Raw genomic sequence first — 19,120 nt, forward strand, 5'->3', positions numbered from 1 at the left:
GCGCCGAATCCCGAGCAATGACCGACGCCCCCACCACCGCCCCGAAGACGAATTCGCGCAACAAGCCGCGCGGCCCCCGCCCGGACCTGGCTTCCCAGCTGCAGCAACTGCGCGGCGGTGCCGACGCCGCGCAGGAGCCCGGCGCCGAAGCCGCGCCCGCGGCCGGTGCCCGCCCCGAGGGCCAGGCGCAGCGCGACAACAACCCGCGCCGCAAGCCCCAGCGGCCGCAGCGCGGCCAGGGCCAGCGCGGCCCGCAGGGCGCCGCGCCGCAACGCCAGCCGCAGGCCCAGGCGCAGCAGCAGCAACCGGCGCGCCCGCCGCGCAAGGCCAGCCCGGTGCTCGAGCGCCTGTTCGAGCTCTACCCGCAGCTGTTCGGCGCGCGCTTCGTGCCGCTGAAGCTCGGCGTCTACGAGGACCTGCTCGCGCGCCATCCCGAGGACTTCAAGACCGAGGACCTCAAGGTCGCGATGGGCCAGCATGCGCGCTCCACGCGCTACCTCGAGAGCGTGGCCGCCGGCCATCCGCGCCACGACCTCGACGGCAACGCGCTCGACCCGGTCGCGCCCGAGCACGTGCACCACGCCATCCTCGAGCTGCACCGCCGCCGCTCGCAGCGCACCGAGGAGGACCTGCGCCCGCAACTGGTCACGCGCATCGCGCGCGCGATCGAGAACTCGGGCCTGGACCGCGAGGCCTATGCCGTGCTCGTGCGCTCGCGCGACGAGAAGGCCAATGCCGTGGTCGACGAGGCGCTCGCCGAACTGGCGGCGCAGGCCGCCAAGCGCGAAGCCCTGCTGCGCGCCTTCGAGGCCAGCGGCCGCGGCGAGCAGGAGTTCGCCGACATGTACGGCATGAAGCCCGGCGAGGTGACGCGCACGCTGCAGCGCGCGCGCAAGGAGCGCGAGGCGCCCGTGGCGGCGCCGGCACCGGCGGTCGCGGCGGAAGCCGAACCCGCGGCGGCATCGGAAGCCACACCCGACGCGGCGGCACCCGCTTCCGAAGCGGCGCCGTCGGCGGACTGAGCGCCCGGCTTCGGGTGCATGGGCGTGGAAGTCCCGCGCCCCAAAAAAAGCCGCCACCCGAAGGTGGCGGCTCGCTGTCCCGATGCGCGTGCTCAGCGCGCGTTCTGCAGCGCGGCGATGCGCTCCTCGATCGGCGGGTGGGTGGCGAACAGCTTGCCCATGGCGCCGGTGATGCCCATCGCCTCGACCGCCTTCGGCAGTTCGCCGGCCGGCAGGCCGCCCAGGCGCGCGAGCGCGTTGACCATCGGCTGGCGGTTGCCCATCAGCGCGGCGGCGCCGGCATCGGCGCGGAACTCGCGCTGGCGCGAGAACCAGGCCACCACGATCGCGGCGGCGAAGCCCAGCACGATGTCGAGCACGATGGTGCTCACGTAATAGCCGATGCCGGGGCCCGAGGAACGGTCGTCGCCGCGGCGCAGGAAGCTGTCAACCGCGTAGCCGATCACGCGCGAGAGGAACACGACGAAGGTGTTCATCACGCCCTGGATCAGCGTCATCGTGACCATGTCGCCGTTGGCGATGTGGGCCACCTCGTGGCCGATCACGGCCTCGACCTCCTCGCGCGTCATGTTCTGCAGCAGGCCGGTGGACACCGCCACCAGCGAGGAGTTCTTGAACGCGCCGGTTGCGAAGGCATTGGGCTCGCCCTCGAAGATGCCGACCTCGGGCATGCCGATGCCGGCCTTGTCGGCGAACTTGCGCACCGTGCCGACGATCCAGGCCTCGTCGGGCGACTGGGGGTTGTCGATCATGCGCAGGCCGGCGGTCCACTTGGCCATGGGCTTGCTGATGAGCAGCGAGATGATCGCGCCGCCGAAGCCCATGATCAGCGCGAAGCCGAGCAGGGCCGTGAGGTTCAGCCCGTTGGCCGTGAGGAAGCGATTGACGCCGAGCAGGCTGGCGACCACGCCGAGCACCGCGACGACCATCACATTGGTCAAAACGAACAGAAGGATACGTTTCAAGTTGAATTCTCCGTGGGGGAACGCTGCCGACCAGATGAGGGCCTTGCGGCCCGCTTCAAGCCGTTGCCGCCGCGTCCGCCTCCCTGCCTGGGTTGTTGTTGGTTCTGGAAGAAGGCGTCGCGCGCGGCCGTGCGGCGGCAGGCGGGTAGACAGATGATAGGAGCAAAAGTTCTAGCCACCCGCTATCCGGGCCCCGCCGCGGGGGATTCGGCGGCGCTCCGCGCGGGGCGGAAGACCTGGGCGTCGGCATAGAAATCGGGCGCCTCGTTGCCGGCCCACCAGCCCGGCACGCCGAGCACCGGCAGCGGCACGAAGGGCTTGGTGGCGAGCCAGGCGGGGTCGAGGCGACGCGCGAGCGCCTCGTCGTCCAGTCCGCCGGAGCCTTCGCCTTCGGTCAGCAGCACGTGCGCCGTGGCGGCCTTGCGCGGCGCCACCAGCTTCTCGAGCAGCGCATGGCCGAACACGCGCAGCCGCGCCTGCGCCCACAGCCCGCGCCGCGCGACGAACAGCGCCGGCCAGTCACGTGCGACCAGCGCGCGCCACAGCGCGGGCGGCGCCTCGAGCAGCGCGCCGTTCTCGTCGAACAGCGTGAGCGCGTCGCGCAGCGGCCCGCGCGTGGCGCCGACGCCGGCGCGTTCGATCTCGGTCGCCTGCAGTTCGTTGAGGCGGCGCTTGGCCCGCGGAAAGGCGCGCCACACGAGGCCGTTGAAGAAGTCGTGCAGGTTGTCGCGCGTGGGCACGGTGCCGGTCTCGAAGACGTGGGCCTCGTAGGCCCGGCCCGCGGGCAGCGCGTGCTGCGGCACGAAGGTCGGCGGCCCCGCGCCCTGCAGCGCCTGCGCCACCGGCAGGCCTTGCGCGATGGCGCCGGCCGCCGCCTCGCCCTGCGCGCGGTAGGGCGCGAGCCAGGGACGGGTCCAGTCGATCGCGGCCGTGCCCGCCATCGCCGGCAGGATCAGGCGGCGTCCGCGCCCGTCCAGCGGATGCGGTCGGGATGCTGCGTGAACTTGAACTCGGCCGTGAGCTTGTCGAACAGCTTGAGCGAGCTGCCGTTCTTGCCGAGCAGGCCCGCCGCGCGCAGCGCCTTCGCCACCTCGTTGAGCGGCACGTCGGTGCCGGCGCGCAGCGCGGGCGCGGCCCGCAGCACGAATTCGGCGGCCTCGGAGATCTCGGGCGCGCGCTTCGGTGCGGGCGCGGGCGGCGGGGGCGCCACCGGCACGGCCGCCGCGACCGCGGGCGCCGCGGCCTTCGCCACCTTCTTGGCCGCGGTCTTCCTCGCGGTCTTGGCCGCGGCCTTCTTCGCCGGCGCCTTCTTGGCCGGCGCCGTCTTCGCGGCGGCCTTCTTCGCCGCCGTCTTCTTCGCGGGCACGGTGCGCGCGGCCGGCGCCACGCCGTGGTGCGCGAGGTCCATGAAGCTGTCGTAGATGCCGACCGTCTCCTCGCCCGTCTTGCCCTGCTGGCCGATGCCGCAGACGCGGCAGCCCTTCTCGCGCAGCCGGATCACCAGCGGCGCGAAGTCGGAATCGGAGGACACCAGCACCACCACGTCGGGCCGCTCGGCGATCGCGAGGTCGATCGCATCGACCGACAGCGCGATGTCGGTGCTGTTCTTGCCGGCCGAGAGATTGACCATCGGCCGCACCGACAGCCGCTTGAACAGCGCCTGCCGGTTCACGGCCATCTCGGCGTTGCAGTAGGCGCGGCGCACATGGATGGCGCCGTACTCGTCCATCGTGCGCTGCACGGCCTGCTCGATCACATCGGCCGAAACGTTGTCGGCATCGATCAGCAGCATCACGCGAAGATTGGGAGTCATGAGAGGTTTGAATGGTTGGATCTAGGGCCGGGGCAATCGCCCCATGGCGGCCGGGCAACACTCAGCCGCGGTATCTGACCGTGTTCGGCTGGTGCTCTGGCTTCAATTCGAACTGCGCAGGATGGCGCCGGAACAGCAGGATGGGTCTTGCCTTGGGCGCAAGCACGCCACCGTCGCGCAGCCTCTGGGCGATCTGGCTCAGGTGCAGGGGCTTCTTGTCCTTGAGCTCGGGCAGGATCGACAGGATCTTCTTGATCGAAGGTCCGGACACCGGCGTCGCGGCGACCTTCGGAGGGTTCGCCGCCTTGGCCGCCGGCATCGGGCTCGCAACGGAGGGCTCGGGCATCTGCACCACCGACTCTCGCACAATCGGTGGTTGCGGAGGCTGCGGTAGCGGTGCCGCCGAGGTGGCGTCGCCCTGCGCCTCCACCACGTCCAGCAGCACGACGTCGTCGTAGAAGCTGTCCGGGTTCGCGAATATCTTGTTGGCCAGGCTGTAGCAGAGAACCTTGCAGCCCTTTTCCCGCAACCAGATGGCGAGCGGCACGAAATCCGCGTCGCCCGAGCAGATGGCGACGATATCGATGTCGTTGGCGCACACCGCCTCCACCGCGTCGATCACCAGCGCGCTGTCCGTCGTGGTCTTGTCGACGATGAGGTTCGCCACCGGCCGCACACCATGCCTCCAGAGAACGGCATGGATGCTCTTGAGGCTCTCGGGCCGCCCATAGGCGCGCCTGTAGGTGATGCGATCGGCCAGCGACCGCAACGCCAGCAGGACGTGATCGAGCGCGGTGGGATCGTTCAGATTGTCGGCATCGATGAACACGGCCAGGTTCTTGGCCGCGGTGTTCGTCGGCGTGCCGACAACGGCCACTACACGAGCTTCCAGCCCACCGTCTCGCCGCCGCGCAGCGGCTTGAGCGTGGCATCGCCGTAAGGCACGGTCTCGGGCACGGTCCAGCTCTCGCGCTTGAGCGTGACGGTGTCGGCATGGCGCGGCAGGCCGTAGAAGTCGGGGCCGTGGAAGCTCGCGAAGCCCTCGAGCTTGTCGAGGGCGCCGGCGTTATCGAAGGCCTCGGCATAGAGCTCGATGGCGGTCAGCGCGGTGTAGCAGCCGGCGCAGCCCAGCGCGTGTTCCTTCAGGTGCGCGGGATGCGGCGCGCTGTCGGTGCCGAGGAAGAAGCGGTCGCTGCCGCTGGTGGCGGCCTCGACCAGCGCCACGCGATGCGTTTCGCGCTTGAGCACCGGCAGGCAGTAGTAGTGCGGGCGGATGCCGCCGGTGAAGATGGCGTTGCGGTTGTACAGCAGGTGGTGCGCGGTGATGGTGGCGGCCGTGAAGCGGTCGGCGTCGCGCACGTAGTCGGCGCCCTCCTTCGTGGTCAGGTGCTCGAACACCACCTTGAGCTCGGGGAAGTCGCGGCGCAGCGGGATCATCACGCGGTCGACGAACACGGCCTCGCGGTCGAACAGGTCGATCGCGGGATCGGTGACTTCGCCGTGCACCAGCAGCAGGAGGCCGTGCTTCTGCATGGCCTCGAGCGTCTTGTAGGTCTTGCGGATGTCGGTCACGCCGGCATCGCTGTTGGTGGTGGCGCCGGCCGGGTAGAGCTTGAGCGCGCGCACGCCGGCCTCGGCCGCCAGCGCGATCTCCTCGGGCGGCAGCTTGTCGGTCAGGTAGAGCGACATCACGGGCTCGAAGGCGCTGCCCGCGGGTACGGCGGCGCGGATGCGGTCGCGGTAGGCCACGGCCTGGGCGGCGGTGGTCACGGGGGGACGCAGGTTCGGCATGATCAGCGCGCGGCCGAACTGGCGCGCGCTGTGGGGCACGACGGCTTCGAGGGCGGCGCCATCGCGCACGTGCAGGTGCCAGTCGTCGGGGCGGGTGATCGTGAGGGTGTCAGTCATGGCGCGGCGATTGTCGCACCCGCCCTCGCGGCGGCGACGCGGCCGCCGCCGGGCATGACTTTGGGCACTTACGGCGACGCGGGGCTGCCGCCTAGGATGCGGCGACGAACCGCCCGGTGCGCGAAACCGGGACGGGGAACCACCTCGCGGGGAGACACAGGCCGATGAACGACACCACGCCGGGGCCGCTGGCGCAGGACGGCACGCTCGCGCTGCGCGTGCTGCGCGAGCACCTGGCCTCGGTCTACGCCGGCCACACGACGGCGATCGCGGCGCATGGCGTCTTCGCGCTCGCGATCGGCGTGTTCGGCTATTTCAACGTGGCGCCCGAGCACCGCGCGCTGGTGCTGGGCATCGTCGCGACCATCGTGCTGATGGACCTGTACGTGCTGCTGTCGAAGCGCTGGACGCCCGCGGTGCCGCTGGCCGACAGCCCGCGCTGGGCCCGCCGCTACACCGTCCACGTCACGCTGGTCAGCGCGATGACCGCGCCGTGCAGCCTGTTCCTGGTGGCGCTGCAGAGCCCCGCGATGACCACCTTCGTGACGGTCGTGATCATGGGCAGCTGGACCCGCGCGGTGCAGGCGCGCTGGCCACTCAAGGGCGCGATGTTCGGCTACGGCATCCCGATGATGAGCGGGCTGATCGCCGCGCTGGTCTGGTATGGCCACATGCTCAACTGGTTCCTGGCCGGCTTCGCGCTGCTCAACCTGGTGCTCACGCTGCGCGAGGGCGTGAAGCAGAACGAGCGCCTGACGGCCTCGCTGATGCTGCGCTTCGAGAACGAGGCGCTGGCCGCCCAGCTGCGCGAGCAGGTCGCGGCCACCGAGCGCGCGAGCGCCGAGAAGACCCGCTTCCTGGCCGCCGCCAGCCACGACCTGCGCCAGCCCATGCATGCGATCGCGCTGTTCGGCGCGGCGCTGGGCAGCACGCTGCGCCGGCGGCCCGAGATCCAGAACGTCGAGCGGCTGATGCGCGCGGTCGATGCGCTGGGCGCCTCGCTCGACACCATGCTCGACATCTCGCGCCTCGACGCGGGCGTGGTCCAGGCGGCGCCGCGCGCGCTGTCGCTCGATGCCCTGCTGATCCCGCTGCACCACACCTTCTCGGCGCAGGCCGAGCGCAAGCGGCTGCAGCTGCGCGTGCGCGCCAGCGGCCTGTGGATCCACAGCGATCCGCAGCTGCTCTACCGCATGCTGTCGAACCTGGTCGACAACGCGCTCAAGTACACGACGCAGGGCGGCGTCACGGTGATCGCGCGCCCGCGCGGCGGCCAGGCCTGGATCGAGGTGCGCGACACCGGCATCGGCATCGCGCCCGAGCAGCGCGACCGCATCTTCGAGGAGTTCTACCAGGTCGACAACCTCGGGCGCGACCGCTCGCGCGGCCTGGGCATCGGCCTGTCGATCGTGCAGCGGCTCTCGCGCCTGCTCGGCCACCGCATCGAGCTGCGCTCCCACATCGGGCGCGGCACGCGCTTCCGGGTCGTGCTGCCGCTGGCCGAAGCCTCGGAAGCCTCGGCGGGCGCCTTCAGTCCGCTCGACCTCGAGCTGCCGGTGCGCCAGCGCTTCGAGGTGCCGGCGCTGCGCGGCCGCGTGCTGCTGATCGACGACGAGGAGGAGATCCGCAAGGCCATGACCGAGCTCATGAGCGCCTACGGCATCGAGGTCGCGGCGGTGGCCGACGAGGCCCAGGCGGTGGCGCTGCTGACCGGGCCCGGCGCGCAGGCCCCGCCGGTCGCGCTGCTGCTGTGCGACTACCGGCTGTCGAGCGGCGTCGACGGACTCGAGCTCGGCCTGCGCCTGCGCGAGCGCTTCCGGCTCGACGCGCCGATGCTGCTGATCACCGGCGAGACCGCGCCCGAGCGGCTGCAGCGCGTGCGCGCCTCGGGCGTGCCGGTGCTGTTCAAGCCGGTGACCGCGGCCATGCTGATGCAGGCCATGGCCGAGCTGGTGCCGGCCGAACGCCGCGCGGAAGGTCCCGGCACCTGAGCCTGTTCAGGCCACGGGCGCCGTGTCGCGCGCGCGGGCCAGGTCCTCGCGCCAGCGCGCATGGGCCGCCTCGCGCTCCTCGTCGGGCAGCCGCAGCAACGCCGACGGATGCAGCGTGACGAACACCGGCCGGCCGTCCGCGCGCTCGTGCAGCCAGGCGCCGCGCTCGGCCTGCACCGCCACCGGCCGGCCCAGCAGCGCGCGCGCCGCCGTGGCGCCGAGCGCGACCAGCGATTGCGGCCGCACCAGCGCGATCTCGGCATCGAGCCAATGGGCGCAGGCCTCGGCCTCGCGCTGCCCCGGCGTCTTGTGGATGCGCCGCTTGCCGCGCAGCTCGTACTTGAAGTGCTTCACCGCATTGGCGAGGTAGACGCCCTCGCGCGCCCAGCCGAGCTGCGCCATCGCGCGCTCGAGCAGCTGGCCGGCCGGGCCGACGAAGGGCCGGCCCGCGAGGTCCTCCTGGTCGCCGGGCTGCTCGCCGACCAGCATGTGGCGCGGCGCGAGCGGCCCCTCGCCGCACACGGCCTGGGTGGCCTGCGCGCCGATCGGGCAGGCGCGGCAGGCATGGGCGGCCGCGCGCAGTTCGCCGAGGTCGGCCGGCATCGCGCCCTCGGCCGGCCGCGCGTGCAGCGCCATCGGCGCGCGGATGCGCCGCGCGGGCGTGGCCGGCGCCTCGATCATCGACTGGCTGCGCGCGTCGGCCGCGTCGGCCAGCGGCTGGATCAGCGCGGCCTCGGGCAGGTTGTGCCAGTAGCGGCGCGGCATCTCGCGCTGCATGGTCGCGAACTTGAGCCGCGCGGGATTGAAGATGTGGGCGTAGTAGGTGAGCCAGAGCTGCTCGCCGGCATCGGGCGGCGGCTTCTCGCGGCGGTCGGCGCCCGCGCGGAACGACAGCGCATGGCCGTCCCATTCGACGCAGCGCTCGGGCGTGAGGATGGCCCAGCGCATCTGCGCGAAGCGGCGCGCGAAGAAGTCGGCATTGGCCTCTACGATGCGGTGCTCGGGCTCGAACCATGCGACATGGCGCTCGAGCCCGTCCTCGTCCGTGACCTGCGTGAAGCGCACGAAGGCGCGCATCTTGTGGATGTCGCGATGCACCGCCTTGGCCATGCGCTGCGCCCGCATCATGTCGGCGTCGAGCGGATCGTGGCGCAGCGCGGGTTCGTGCGCGAGGCGCCACAGCAGGCGGTAGAGCAGCGCGAAGCGCTGGGGATCGCAGTGCAGGATCACGTCGGCGCACAGCGCGACGAAAGCCGCGGGCACGGGCTGCAGCGCCGCGGTCGACGGTGCGATCGCCTGCTCGGGTGCATCGCCGAACAGGCCTTCCCCGCCCTCGGCCTGTGCCACGCCCCACTCGACCCGCTCGGGCGGCACGCCATCGGCCAGCAGCTGCCGCGCGCGGCGCCGGAAACCGTCGAGGTCGACCGCGTCGTCGAGCCGCACCTGCATGGCGATGGCTCAGAACAGCGAAGCCTGCCGCGCCGGCTCGACGCGCGCCGAAGCCGCCATCGCCCCGGCCGCGGGCCGGTGCCCGTCGGCCACCACGAAGGGCAGCACCTTGCGCGCGGGCACATGCAGCCGCCGCAGGTCGTCGGCGCGCACGCGGCGCACGCGCCGCGCCTGCAGCAGCCGATCGACCGCCTTCACGCCCAGGCCCGGCACGCGCAGCAGCAGCTCGCGCGGCGCATGGTTGAGGTCGACCGGGAAGCGCTCCGCATGCGCGAGCGCCCAGGCCATCTTGGGATCGACGTCGAGCCGCAGCAGGCCGTCGCTCTCGGCCACGATCTCGCCGTGCTCGAAGCCGTAGAAGCGCATCAGCCAGTCGGCCTGGTAGAGCCGGTGCTCGCGCATCAGCGGCGGCGCGGCCAGCGGCAGCGCGCGCGCCGCGTCGGGGATCGGGCTGAAGGCCGAGTAGTAGACGCGGCGCAGCCGGTAGGCGCCGTAGAGCGTGGCGCTGGTCGCGAGGATGGCGCGGTCGTCGGTGGCGTCGGCGCCCACGATCATCTGCGTGCTCTGGCCCGCGGGCGCGAACGGCGGCGGCTTCGCGGCCACGGGCGCCGCGCCCGGCAGCGCGCGGATCGGCACCACGCGGCGCGCCTCCTCGCGCGTGTCGTCGATCTGCAGGCGCAGCCGCGCCATCGAGCGGCGGATCGCGCTCTCGTCCTTCTCGGGCGCCAGGGCCTGCAAGCCCTCGGTGGTCGGCATCTCGACGTTGATGCTGAGCCGGTCGGCATAGCGGCCGGCGCGCGCGATCAGCTCGTCGCTGGCATCGGGAATGGTCTTGAGGTGGATGTAGCCGCGGAAGTCGTGGTCCTCGCGCAGAGAGCGCGCGACCTCGACCACCTGCTCCATCGTGTGGTCGGGCGACTTGATGATGCCGCTCGAGAGGAACAGCCCCTCGATGCAGTTGCGGCGGTAGAAGTCGAGCGTGAGCTGCACCACCTCGTCGGCGCGGAAACGCGCGCGCGGCACGTTGCTCGAGGCGCGGTTCACGCAGTAGAGGCAGTCGTACTGGCAGTGGTTGGTCAGCAGCACCTTGAGCAGCGAGATGCAGCGGCCGTCGGGCGCATAGCTGTGGCAGATGCCCATGCCCTCGGTCGAGCCGATGCCGCGCCCGCCCACCGAGTCGCGCGGCTGCGAGCCGCTCGACGCGCACGAGGCGTCGTACTTGGCGGCATCGGCCAGGATGGCGAGCTTGTGCTGGAGGTCCATGGGGGCGTGGGCGGCGAATACTGTACGTTCATACAGATGTTAACCGTCGCGACACCCCACCGGCCCTCCGGCCATGCTCGCGGGTCGGGCATTGCCGCCCCGCCCTTTCAGTCGATGTAGCGCAGCCCCGCCGCCGCCAGCGCCGGCCGCATGTCGTACATGTCGAGTCCGAGCACGCCGCTCGCGAGCTTCTCGCGCTTGGCGCTTTCCAGCGCCTCGCGCTGGCGTGCCTTCTCGAGCGTGGCCGCGGTCATCGCGCGCGGCACGCAGACCACGCCGTCGTCGTCGGCCACGATCGCGTCGCCGGGCTGCACCGACATGCCGGCGCAGACCACGGGGATGTTGACCGAGCCCAGCGTGGCCTTCACGCAGCCCTTGCTGCTGATGGCCTTGCTCCAGACCGGAAAGCCCATCTGCTGCAGCGTGCGCACGTCGCGCACGCCGCCGTCGATCACCAGCGCGCGCGCACCGCGGGCCTGGAAGCTGGTGGCCAGCAGGTCGCCGAAGAAGCCGTCGCTGCTAGGCGCGGTGACGGCCGCCACCACGATGTCGCCGGGGCGGATCTGCTCGGCCGCGACGTGCAGCATCCAGTTGTCGCCCGGATGCAGCAGCACGGTGACGGCGCTGCCGCTGACCTGCGCGCCCGGGTAGATCGGCCGCATGTACGGCGCGAGCAGGCCGACCCGGCCCATGGCCTCGTGCACCGTGGCCGAGCCCAGGGCCGCGAGGGCGTCGACGACCTGCGCGTCGGCGCGTTCGATGTGGCGATGGACGACACCGAGTTCATGCATGACGGGCTCCTTGCGTGGAATGAGATTGGGGATCGAACAGCCGACCGCGCGCATTCAGCTGCGCATCGAGCCGCGGAAAGACGCGGCGCGCATTGCCTTCGTAGACCTGCGCGCGCTCGTCGGCGCTCAGCGCGGCGGCTTCGATGTAGCGCCGCGTGTCGTCGTAGAAGTGGCCGGTCTCGGGATCGATGCCGCGCACGGCGCCGATCATCTCGGAGGCGAACAAAATGTTCTCGGCCGGGATCACGCGCGCGAGCAGGTCGATGCCCGGCTGGTGGTAGACGCAGGTGTCGAAGAACAGGTTCTTCAGCAGGTGCTGCGCGAGCGGCGGCTTCTTCATCTCCTGCGCCAGGCCGCGAAAGCGACCCCAGTGGTAGGGCGCGGCGCCGCCGCCGTGCGGGATCACGAAGCGCAGGGTGGGGAAATCCGCGAACAGGTCGCCCTGGATGCACTGCATCACGGCCGTGGTGTCGGCATTGAGGTAGTGCGCGCCCGTGGTGTGGAAGCAGGCGTTGCAGCTGGTGCTCACGTGGATCATGGCCGGCACGTCGAGCTCGACCATCTTCTCGTAGAGCGGATACCAGTGGCGGTCGGTCAGCGGCGGGCTGTTCCAGAAGCCGCCCGAGGGATCGGGGTTGAGGTTGACGCCGACGAAGCCGTAGTCGCGCACGCAGCGCTCGAGCTCGGCGATGCACGAGGCGACCGGCACGCCCGGCGACTGCGGCAGCATGGCCGCACCCGCGAAGCGCTCGGGAAACATCGCGCTCACGCGGTGGCACAGCTCGTTGCAGATCGCGGCCCAGGTCGAGGACACGGCGAAGTCGCCGACGTGGTGCGCCATGAAGCTCGCGCGCGGGCTGAAGACGGTGAGGTCGATGCCGCGCTCGTCCATCAGCCGCAGCTGGTTGCCTTCGATGGACTCGCGCAGCTCGTCGTCGCCGATGCGCAGCTCGGACGCGGCCGGCGCGGGCCGCCCCGTGCCGAAGGCCTCGACCTGGCGCCGGCGCCAGGCCTCGAGCGCGGCCGGCGCGGTGGTGTAGTGACCGTGGCAGTCGATGATCATGAGGTCGACGCCGTGCTCAGTCGGCCTTGATGTCGGCCGCGCGGATCACCTGCTCCCACTTGGCCGATTCGCTCTTGAGAAACGCCGCGGCCTCCTGCGGGCTCGAGGGCGTGATGACGGCGCCGAGCGCGCCAGCTTCTCGCGCGTGCCGGCATCGGCCAGCGCCTTGCGCGTCTCGGCATTGAGCTTCGCGACCACCTCGGGCGCGGTGCCGGCCGGGGCGAGCAGCGTCCACCAGACGCTGGCGTCGAAATTCGGCAGGCCGGCCTCGGCCATGGTGGGCACGTTCGGCAGCATCGGCGCGCGCTGGGCGCCACTGACCGCCAGCGCGCGCAGCCGGCCCGACTGGATGTGCGGCAGCACCTCGAGCGGGTTCAACAGCATGAACGAGGTGCGTCCCGCGATCAGGTCGACCAGCGCGGGCGAGCCGCCCTTGTAGGCCACGTGCAGCGCATCGAACTTGCCGACCGAGGCCAGCAGCGCGCCGGCCAGGTGGCCCGAGCTGCCGTTGCCGGCCGAGCCGTAGCTCATGTCGCCGGGCTTGGCGCGCGCGGCCGCGAGCAGCTCGGGCACGGTCTTGTAGGGCGCGCTGGCCGGCACCACCAGCACCAGCGGCGCATAGCCCAGGCGCGCCACCGCGACGAAGTCGCGCAGGCCGTTGAACGACAGCTTGGGATAGAGCGTGTTGTTGGTCACCACGCCGTTGGCCGCCACCAGCAGCGAGTAGCCATCGGGCGCCGAGCGCGCGACGTTCTCGGTGCCGATGTTGGCGTTGGCGCCGGGCCGGTTGTCGACGATCACCGGCTGGCCCATCTGCGTCGACAGCCGCTCGCCGACCACGCGGCCCACGGTGTCGACCGCGCCGCCGGCCGCGAAGGGCACGACCAGGCGGATCGGCTTGCTCGGATACGGCGCCTGCGCGAGCGCCAGCGAGGGCGCGGCGAGGCAGGCCAGGAAGAGCGCGCCAAGGCGGCGGCGCAGCGGGGCGGTGGATGTCATGAGCGAGTCTCCTGCGGATGTTCGAGCGATGGGGCCCAGTGCCCCGGGAAAGCCGCGAGCCTAGGATTCGCAACGCGGCCGCACAATGCCGTTCCACTCCGCAAAACGATGGCCTCCTCCGCACGCGCTCCCACCCGCACCGCTCCCCGCGCCGGCAAGCCCCAGCCGCGTGCCGAGGGCGTGACCGCGGTGGCGCGTTCGCTCGCCATCCTCGATGCCTTCGGCACCGCCGACGCGCAGCTCGCGCTGGCCGAGATCGCGCGCCGCACCGCGCTCGCCAAGCCCACCGCGCTGCGGCTCGCGCGCACGCTGGCCACGGCCGGCTACCTGGTGGCGCTCGAGGGCGGTGCCTGGCGCCTGGGCCCGGCGGCCGCGCGGCTGGGCGCGCGCTACCAGCGCGCCTTCGACCTGCGCAACGTGATCGAGCCGGCCCTGCAGCAACTGGCCGAACGGACCGGCCACAGCGCCTCCTTCTTCGCGCTCGAGGAAGGCCAGCGCGTGCGCCTCTTGCGCGTGCGCGGCGCCGACGGCTTCGTGAGCCCGAGCCGCGTCGGCGAGCCGCTGCCGCTCGAGCGCGGCGCGGCCGGCCAGGTGATCCTCGCGTTCTCGGGCGCGCCGGGCGCCGCGCTCGACGCGATCCGCCAGCGCGGCCATCACCTGACCGTGGGCGAGGCCGACGCGGCCGCCGCGAGCGTGGCCGCGCCGGTGTTCGCCGCGCGCGGCACGGTGCTGGGCGCGCTCAGCGTGGCGGTGCCGGCCGATGCGGCCGCGGCCGGCGAACTCGCGCGCCATGCGGCCACGCTGATGGAAGCCGCGCGAAGGCTGTCGGATGCGCTCGCGGCCACGCGCTACGAACCGCTCGAAGGCCGCGCGCGCAGCCAGTGGCATCCTTAGCTAGTCTGCCTTCACGCCCGCGGCCTTCACCACCGGCGCCCACTTCACGATCTCGCTGCGGATCGTCGCCTCGAACTCGGCCGCGCTCGAACCCACGGGCTCGACGCTGAGCTCGGCCAGGCGCTGGCGCACCTCCGGCAGCTGGATCACCTTGACGATGTCGCCCGACAGCTTGGCCGCGATCGGCGCGGGCAGGCCGCGCGGCGCGACGAAGCCGAACAGGCTCTCGAGCGAATAGCCGGGAATGGTCTCGCCAACGGTCGGATAGTCGGGATAGATGCGGCTGCGCTTCGCATTGGTCACGGCCAGCACCTTGAGCTTGCCGGCCTTCACGTGCGGCAGCGCCGAGTCGAGCAGCACGAAGCCCACCTGCACGCGGCCGCTCAGCAGGTCGTTGTACGCGGGCGCGCTGCCGTTGTAGGGGATGTGGACCATGCCGGTCTCGGCGCGCACGTTCATCATCTCGCCCGCCAGGTGGGTGGCGGTGCCGATGCCCAGCGAGGCATAGCTGACCGAGCCCGGCTTGGCGCGCGCCTTCGCGATCAGCCCGGCCACGTCGTTGGCGGGGAACGAGGGAATGGCGACCAGCGCGATCACCGGGAAGCCCAGCAGGCTCAGCGGCGTGAAGTCCTTGGTGGCGTCGTACGGCAGGTCGTTGCGCAGCGAGGGATTGATGGTGAAGGCGCTGATGACGATGCCGAAGGTGTAGCCGTCGGCCGGCGCCCGCGCGATGGCCTGGGTGCCGACGATGGTGCCGGCGCCGGGCTTGTTGTCGACGATCACGCTCTGGCGCCAGAGCTCGCCAAGCTTCTGCCCGAGCAGGCGGCCGATGACGTCGGTGGCGCCGCCCGGCGGCAGCGGGATCACCATCTTCACGGGATGCGAGGGAAAGGCGGAAGCGGGCTCCTGCGCCAGCGCGCGCAGCGGCAAAGCGCCGCTCGCGGCGAGGGCGGCGCCGGCGCGCAGCAGGCCGCGGCGGGTGGCGGCTGCCGGTGGCAGGCGCGGGGGTTGTTCGGGGGTCACGGTGTCTCCTTGTCGGTATCGGGGGCGGGGTCGGTGGCGAGGCTCGGGCGCCGCGCGCCGTCGAGGTGCAGCCAGGGATGCAGCGCCTTATCGCGGCGCTGGAAGGCATCGATCTCGGCGCCGCGCGCGAGCGTGAGCTCGAGGTCGTCGAGGCCGCGCAGCAGCCCCTCGCGGCGCCGCGGCGGCAGGGCGAAGGGCAGCGTCGGCAGGCCCGCGCGCCGCACGGTGCAGGCCTGCAGGTCGACCGTGAGCACGGCATCGGCGCCCTCGGCCACGGCGCGCGCGAGCCCCTCCACCTGCGCGCGCGGCAGGCGCACCGGCAGCAGGCCGTTCTGGAAGCAGTTGCCCTGGAAGATGTCGCCGAAGCTCGGCGCGACGATGCAGCGGATGCCCAGCGCCATCAGCGCCCACACCGCGCCTTCGCGCGAGCTGCCGCAGCCGAAGTTGTCGCCCGCCAGCAGGATGCCCGCGCCACGGTAGCGCGGCTGGTTCAGCACGCAGGCCGGGTCCTCGCTGCCGTCGGCGCGAAAGCGCAGCGCGGCCAGCGCATGGGGGACCGAGCTCCTCGCGCGGCACGCCGCCGAACAGCGGCTCGACGCGCACGATCAGGTCGGTGTCGATGTTGTCGCGCCAGAGCGGCGCGGCGGTGGCGGTGAGCACGCCGAACGGGGTCATGGCCGGGCCTCCATTTCGCGCGGGTCGACCAGGCAGCCCGCGATGGCCGAGGCGGCCGCGAGCTGCGGGCTCGCGAGATGGGTGCGCGCGCCCGGGCCCTGGCGGCCGACGAAGTTGCGGTTCGAGGTCGACACCACGCGCAGGCCCGGCGGCACGGCCTCGCCGTTGGCCGCCACGCACAGCGAGCAGCCCGACTCGCGCCATTCGAAGCCGGCGTCGAGGAACACCTGCGCCAGCCCCTCGGCCTCGGCCTCGCGCTTGACCAGCTCCGAGCCCGGCACGATCCAGGCGCGCACGCCGCTCGCCACGCGCCGGCCGCGCACGGTCTCGGCCGCGAGCCGCAGGTCGGAGATGCGCGCGTTGGTGCACGAGCCGATGAACACCCAGTCCACCGGCGTGCCCGCGATCGCGTCGCCGGCGCGCAGGCCCATGTAGTCGAGCGCGGCCTGCCATGCGGCGCGCTGCGCCGGGTCGCTGGCGGCGGCCGGATCGGGGATGCGCGCATCGATGCCGATGGTGTCCTGCGGGCTCGTGCCCCAGGTGACCTGCGGCACGACCTGCGACACGTCGATGCGCACCTCGCGGTCGAACACCGCGTCGTCGTCGCTGCGCAAGGTGGCCCATTGCGCCGCGGCCAGGTCCCACTGCGCGCCGCTGGGCGCGAACGGCCGGCCGCGCACGTAGGCCAGCGTGCGCGCGTCGGGCGCGACGATGCCGAAGCGCCCGCCCATCTCCACCGACAGGTTGCACACCGTCATGCGCGCCTCGATGTCGAGCGCGTCGATGGCCGCCCCCGCGTACTCGACCGCGCAGCCCGAGGCGCCGGTGGCGCCGAGCCGGCCGATGGCATGCAGGATCAGGTCCTTCGCGCTGGTGCCCGCGGGCAGCGTGCCCTCGAAGCGGATGCGCATCTGGCGCGGGCGCTGCAGCACGATGGTCTGGGTCGCGGCCACGTGCTGGAACTCGGTGGCGCCGATGCCGAAGGCCAGCGCACCGAGCGCGCCGTGGGTGCAGGTGTGGCTGTCGCTGCAGACCACCGAGGCGCCCGGCAGCGTGAGCCCGAGTTCGGGCCCGACCACGTGCACGATGCCCTGCCCCGGCTGGCCGACGTCGAACAGGCGGATGCCCTGCAGCCGCGTCTCGTGGCGCAGGTCGGCCAGGTAGCGGATGGCGTTGGGCGTGTGGCCCTCGCGGCCCGGCGCGGTCGACACCGTGTGGTCGGGCATCGCGAAGGTCAGCTCGGGATGGCGCACCGGCAGCCCGCGCCGGCGCAGCGCCGCGAGCGCCTTGCTGCCGGGATCGCTGACCAGGTGGCGGTCGACGTGCAGCAGCGAGAAGCCGCCGCCCAGGTCGGACACCACGTGGGCGTCCCATATCTTCTCGAAGAGCGTGCGGCCGGGCATGCGAGGTCTGTCGGCGTGAGCCGTCGTGGAGCGTTGTTGGTCTTATTGTATTGACATCAATACTTTTAGCCAACGCCCCGCTCCGCCCCGTCATCGACCGCTAAGATTTGCCCATGGACCTCAACAGGCAGCCCGGCGTGGCACTGCATCACCAGATCTCGACCCTGATCGAGGACATGGTCGCCAGCGGGCGGCTGCGCGACGGCGACCAGCTTCCCACCGAGGAGGAGCTGCGCGAGAAGTACGGCGTCTCGCGCGTCACGGTGCGACGCGCGCTGCAGTCGCTGGAGGAACGCGGCCTGCTCAAGCGCCAGCGCGGCCGCGGCACCTACGTGTCGGCGCCGTTGCGCTCGGCGCCGCTGCCGATGCCGATGGAGTCCTTCCTCGCCACCATGGCCGAGCGCCGCTCGCGCAGCAAGCCATCGGTCAAGGAGTTCGGCTTCGTGCCCGCGCCCGCCGACGTGGCCACCGCGCTGCGGCTCGAGGAAGGCACGCCGGTGCTCCAGGTGGTGCGGCTGCGCAGCACCGGGCGGCTGCCGATCCTGCACAGCATCGTCCACCTCATCGAGGACGTGGGCCGGCGCTTCGTGCGGGCCGATTTCTCGCGGCTGTCGTTGACCGAGCTGCTGCAGGGCCAGGGCATCCGCTACGGCCGCATCGAGATGCTCACGCGCGCCACGCTGGCCGACGCGCCGCTGGCCGCGCTGCTCGGCGTGCCGATGGCCTCGGCGCTGGTCGACGTGCTGCGCATCGGCCACGACGAGGCCGACCGGCCCTTCGAGTTCCAGCGCCTGCGCGGTCCGTCGGACCGCTTCCACTCGCACGTCACGATCCGGGGCTGACCTCGCGCACGCGCTCCAGCGTGTAGTCGATGAAGGTGCGGATCGCGCGCGTGTGCTGGCGGTTCGGCATGTAGAGCATGAACATCTGGGTGCCGAAGATCGACAGCCGCCAGTCGTCGAGCGTGGTCAGCACCTCGCCGCGGCGCACGTCCTCGGCCACCACGTAGTCGGGCACCAGCCCGATGCCCAGGCCCGCGAGGATGGCCTGGCGCAGGAACAGGAAGTTCTCCGAGATCAGGGTCGGCTCGAGCACCACCTCGCGCCGGATCTCGCCCTGGTAGGCCGACACCCGCAGTTGCCGCCCGATGACCGCCGCCGTGACCACCGGCGCGCCATGCAGCCCGTCGAGCTGCTCGGGCAGCGGATGCCGCGCCGCGTAGTCGCGCGAGGCGCAGGCCACGTAGCGCACCGGGCCCATCGCGCGCGCCACCAGGTTCTGCGGCGGCTCGGGGATCACGCGGATCGCGATATCGACCTCGTCGCGCAGCAGGTCCTCGATGCGGTTCTCGAACACCACGTCGAGCACGATGCCCGGGTAGCGCCGCTTGAAGTCGATCAGCCAGTCGGCCATGACCAGCTGGCCGTAGCCGCTGGGCACGCTCAGCCGCACCTGGCCCTGCAGCCCCTCGCCCAGCGTGGTGACCGATTCGCGCGCCGCGCGCAGCTCGCCCTGGATCGCGACGCCGTGCTGGTACAGGCGCAGGCCGATCTCGGTCGGCTCGGCGCGCCGGGTGGTGCGCCGCACCAGCTGCGCGCCGACCGAGCGCTCGAGCTGGTTCAGGTGGTAGCTGACGTTGGCCCGGGTCATCTTGAGCCGGCGCGCGGCCGCGCTCAGGTTGCCGGCATCGATGATTTCGACCAGCAGGGTCAGCGATTGGAGGTCCATGGCCGGGATTTTGTCAAAAATCCTTTGACAGTCTGTCAACCGGCTATGCAATTGTCAAAACCGGCAGCGCTGCAAAGAATGCGGGGTTCACCCCCCCAGAGCCTCGCGCCGCTCCGGCGCGTCACCGAGACAA

The 19,120-nt window shown here is 72.1% G+C and carries 18 protein-coding genes; 4 read left to right on the forward strand and 14 right to left on the reverse strand.

What is annotated here, in order from left to right:
• Window positions 1-17: 17 nt before the first annotated feature.
• Entirely contained in the window at window positions 18-1,022 is a 1,005-nt protein-coding gene (locus tag ACHMXE_RS38320; protein ID WP_395348906.1) for a ProQ/FINO family protein, read from the forward strand.
• A gap of 92 nt (window positions 1,023-1,114) precedes the next feature.
• Here the strand turns inward: ACHMXE_RS38320 and htpX are convergent, their stop codons facing one another.
• The 5 genes from htpX to pyrC all read right to left on the reverse strand — a co-directional run bounded on the left by htpX (window position 1,115) and on the right by pyrC (window position 5,708).
• Entirely contained in the window at window positions 1,115-1,987 is an 873-nt protein-coding gene (gene htpX, locus ACHMXE_RS38325) for a protease HtpX (RefSeq protein WP_093355574.1), read from the reverse strand.
• 182 nt (window positions 1,988-2,169) lie between these two features.
• Window positions 2,170-2,928, reverse strand: coding sequence for a DUF3025 domain-containing protein (locus ACHMXE_RS38330; protein WP_395348907.1), 759 nt, complete (start codon window positions 2,926-2,928; stop codon window positions 2,170-2,172).
• A gap of 11 nt (window positions 2,929-2,939) precedes the next feature.
• Entirely contained in the window at window positions 2,940-3,800 is an 861-nt protein-coding gene (locus tag ACHMXE_RS38335) for an NYN domain-containing protein (RefSeq protein WP_395348908.1), read from the reverse strand.
• 61 nt (window positions 3,801-3,861) lie between these two features.
• Window positions 3,862-4,677, reverse strand: a complete 816-nt coding sequence (locus ACHMXE_RS38340; protein ID WP_395348909.1) for an NYN domain-containing protein — start codon at window positions 4,675-4,677, stop codon at window positions 3,862-3,864.
• Complete coding sequence (pyrC, locus tag ACHMXE_RS38345; protein WP_395348910.1) at window positions 4,677-5,708, reverse strand: dihydroorotase; 1,032 nt, start codon at window positions 5,706-5,708, stop codon at window positions 4,677-4,679. Before pyrC ends, ACHMXE_RS38340 begins: the two co-directional genes overlap by 1 nt.
• A 164-nt stretch (window positions 5,709-5,872) precedes the next feature.
• Between pyrC and ACHMXE_RS38350 the strand changes: the two genes are divergently transcribed.
• On the forward strand, window positions 5,873-7,699 hold the full coding sequence (locus ACHMXE_RS38350; RefSeq protein ID WP_395348911.1) for a hybrid sensor histidine kinase/response regulator: 1,827 nt from the start codon (window positions 5,873-5,875) through the stop codon (window positions 7,697-7,699).
• A gap of 6 nt (window positions 7,700-7,705) precedes the next feature.
• Here the strand turns inward: ACHMXE_RS38350 and ACHMXE_RS38355 are convergent, their stop codons facing one another.
• The 5 genes from ACHMXE_RS38355 to ACHMXE_RS38375 all read right to left on the reverse strand — a co-directional run bounded on the left by ACHMXE_RS38355 (window position 7,706) and on the right by ACHMXE_RS38375 (window position 13,264).
• Window positions 7,706-9,148 carry a UdgX family uracil-DNA binding protein gene (locus ACHMXE_RS38355; protein WP_395348912.1) on the reverse strand — a complete coding sequence of 481 codons (1,443 nt, stop codon included), beginning with the start codon at window positions 9,146-9,148 and terminating at the stop codon, window positions 7,706-7,708.
• 9 nt (window positions 9,149-9,157) lie between these two features.
• Window positions 9,158-10,411, reverse strand: coding sequence for a putative DNA modification/repair radical SAM protein (locus ACHMXE_RS38360; protein WP_395348913.1), 1,254 nt, complete (start codon window positions 10,409-10,411; stop codon window positions 9,158-9,160).
• A 107-nt stretch (window positions 10,412-10,518) separates the two neighbouring features.
• The gene (ligK, locus tag ACHMXE_RS38365; RefSeq protein WP_395348914.1) at window positions 10,519-11,202 is read right to left on the reverse strand and encodes a 4-carboxy-4-hydroxy-2-oxoadipate aldolase/oxaloacetate decarboxylase; all 684 of its coding nucleotides are present in this window, start codon (window positions 11,200-11,202) and stop codon (window positions 10,519-10,521) included.
• On the reverse strand, window positions 11,195-12,265 hold the full coding sequence (locus tag ACHMXE_RS38370) for an amidohydrolase family protein (protein WP_395348915.1): 1,071 nt from the start codon (window positions 12,263-12,265) through the stop codon (window positions 11,195-11,197). Before ACHMXE_RS38370 ends, ligK begins: the two co-directional genes overlap by 8 nt.
• Window positions 12,266-12,310: 45 nt before the next feature.
• Window positions 12,311-13,264: a Bug family tripartite tricarboxylate transporter substrate binding protein gene (locus ACHMXE_RS38375; protein WP_395348916.1), complete on the reverse strand. Its 954-nt coding sequence runs from the start codon at window positions 13,262-13,264 to the stop codon at window positions 12,311-12,313.
• Between the two features lie 108 nt (window positions 13,265-13,372).
• Here ACHMXE_RS38375 and ACHMXE_RS38380 point away from each other — a divergent pair, with 108 nt between their 5' ends.
• Window positions 13,373-14,158, forward strand: coding sequence for an IclR family transcriptional regulator (locus ACHMXE_RS38380; protein ID WP_395348917.1), 786 nt, complete (start codon window positions 13,373-13,375; stop codon window positions 14,156-14,158).
• Here the strand turns inward: ACHMXE_RS38380 and ACHMXE_RS38385 are convergent, their stop codons facing one another.
• The 3 genes from ACHMXE_RS38385 to leuC all read right to left on the reverse strand — a co-directional run bounded on the left by ACHMXE_RS38385 (window position 14,159) and on the right by leuC (window position 17,259).
• A complete protein-coding gene (locus ACHMXE_RS38385) occupies window positions 14,159-15,181 on the reverse strand; it encodes a tripartite tricarboxylate transporter substrate binding protein (RefSeq protein WP_395348918.1) in 1,023 nt (340 codons plus the stop codon).
• On the reverse strand, window positions 15,178-15,678 hold the full coding sequence (gene leuD / locus ACHMXE_RS38390) for a 3-isopropylmalate dehydratase small subunit (RefSeq protein ID WP_395348919.1): 501 nt from the start codon (window positions 15,676-15,678) through the stop codon (window positions 15,178-15,180). Before leuD ends, ACHMXE_RS38385 begins: the two co-directional genes overlap by 4 nt.
• 174 nt (window positions 15,679-15,852) lie before the next feature.
• Window positions 15,853-17,259 carry a 3-isopropylmalate dehydratase large subunit gene (gene leuC, locus ACHMXE_RS38395; RefSeq protein ID WP_395348920.1) on the reverse strand — a complete coding sequence of 469 codons (1,407 nt, stop codon included), beginning with the start codon at window positions 17,257-17,259 and terminating at the stop codon, window positions 15,853-15,855.
• Window positions 17,260-17,372: 113 nt separating this feature from the next.
• Between leuC and ACHMXE_RS38400 the strand changes: the two genes are divergently transcribed.
• A complete protein-coding gene (locus ACHMXE_RS38400) occupies window positions 17,373-18,101 on the forward strand; it encodes a GntR family transcriptional regulator (RefSeq protein ID WP_203204324.1) in 729 nt (242 codons plus the stop codon).
• On the opposite strand, the gene ACHMXE_RS38405 is transcribed toward ACHMXE_RS38400, so the two are convergent.
• Entirely contained in the window at window positions 18,085-18,987 is a 903-nt protein-coding gene (locus ACHMXE_RS38405; protein WP_203204323.1) for a LysR family transcriptional regulator, read from the reverse strand. The genes ACHMXE_RS38400 and ACHMXE_RS38405 overlap by 17 nt on opposite strands.
• Window positions 18,988-19,120: the final 133 nt, after the last annotated feature.

The sequence above is a fragment of the Variovorax sp. UC122_21 genome (assembly GCF_044056785.1).
GTDB lineage: Bacteria > Pseudomonadota > Gammaproteobacteria > Burkholderiales > Burkholderiaceae_C > Variovorax.

What these genes read in the sequence shown, in the direction of transcription:
- ACHMXE_RS38375 (WP_395348916.1), bottom strand. Translation starts at nt 13,264, where the DNA reads ATGACATCCACCGCCCCGCTGCGCCGCCGCCTTGGCGCGCTCTTCCTG.
- ACHMXE_RS38405 (WP_203204323.1), bottom strand. Translation starts at nt 18,987, where the DNA reads ATGGACCTCCAATCGCTGACCCTGCTGGTCGAAATCATCGATGCCGGC.
- ACHMXE_RS38400 (WP_203204324.1), top strand. Translation starts at nt 17,373, where the DNA reads ATGGACCTCAACAGGCAGCCCGGCGTGGCACTGCATCACCAGATCTCG.
- ACHMXE_RS38335 (WP_395348908.1), bottom strand. Translation starts at nt 3,800, where the DNA reads ATGACTCCCAATCTTCGCGTGATGCTGCTGATCGATGCCGACAACGTT.
- ACHMXE_RS38330 (WP_395348907.1), bottom strand. Translation starts at nt 2,928, where the DNA reads ATGGCGGGCACGGCCGCGATCGACTGGACCCGTCCCTGGCTCGCGCCC.
- leuC (WP_395348920.1), bottom strand. Translation starts at nt 17,259, where the DNA reads ATGCCCGGCCGCACGCTCTTCGAGAAGATATGGGACGCCCACGTGGTG.
- ACHMXE_RS38360 (WP_395348913.1), bottom strand. Translation starts at nt 10,411, where the DNA reads ATGGACCTCCAGCACAAGCTCGCCATCCTGGCCGATGCCGCCAAGTAC.
- ACHMXE_RS38370 (WP_395348915.1), bottom strand. Translation starts at nt 12,265, where the DNA reads ATGATCATCGACTGCCACGGTCACTACACCACCGCGCCGGCCGCGCTC.
- pyrC (WP_395348910.1), bottom strand. Translation starts at nt 5,708, where the DNA reads ATGACTGACACCCTCACGATCACCCGCCCCGACGACTGGCACCTGCAC.
- ligK (WP_395348914.1), bottom strand. Translation starts at nt 11,202, where the DNA reads ATGCATGAACTCGGTGTCGTCCATCGCCACATCGAACGCGCCGACGCG.
- ACHMXE_RS38350 (WP_395348911.1), top strand. Translation starts at nt 5,873, where the DNA reads ATGAACGACACCACGCCGGGGCCGCTGGCGCAGGACGGCACGCTCGCG.
- ACHMXE_RS38320 (WP_395348906.1), top strand. Translation starts at nt 18, where the DNA reads ATGACCGACGCCCCCACCACCGCCCCGAAGACGAATTCGCGCAACAAG.
- ACHMXE_RS38380 (WP_395348917.1), top strand. Translation starts at nt 13,373, where the DNA reads ATGGCCTCCTCCGCACGCGCTCCCACCCGCACCGCTCCCCGCGCCGGC.
- ACHMXE_RS38355 (WP_395348912.1), bottom strand. Translation starts at nt 9,148, where the DNA reads ATGCAGGTGCGGCTCGACGACGCGGTCGACCTCGACGGTTTCCGGCGC.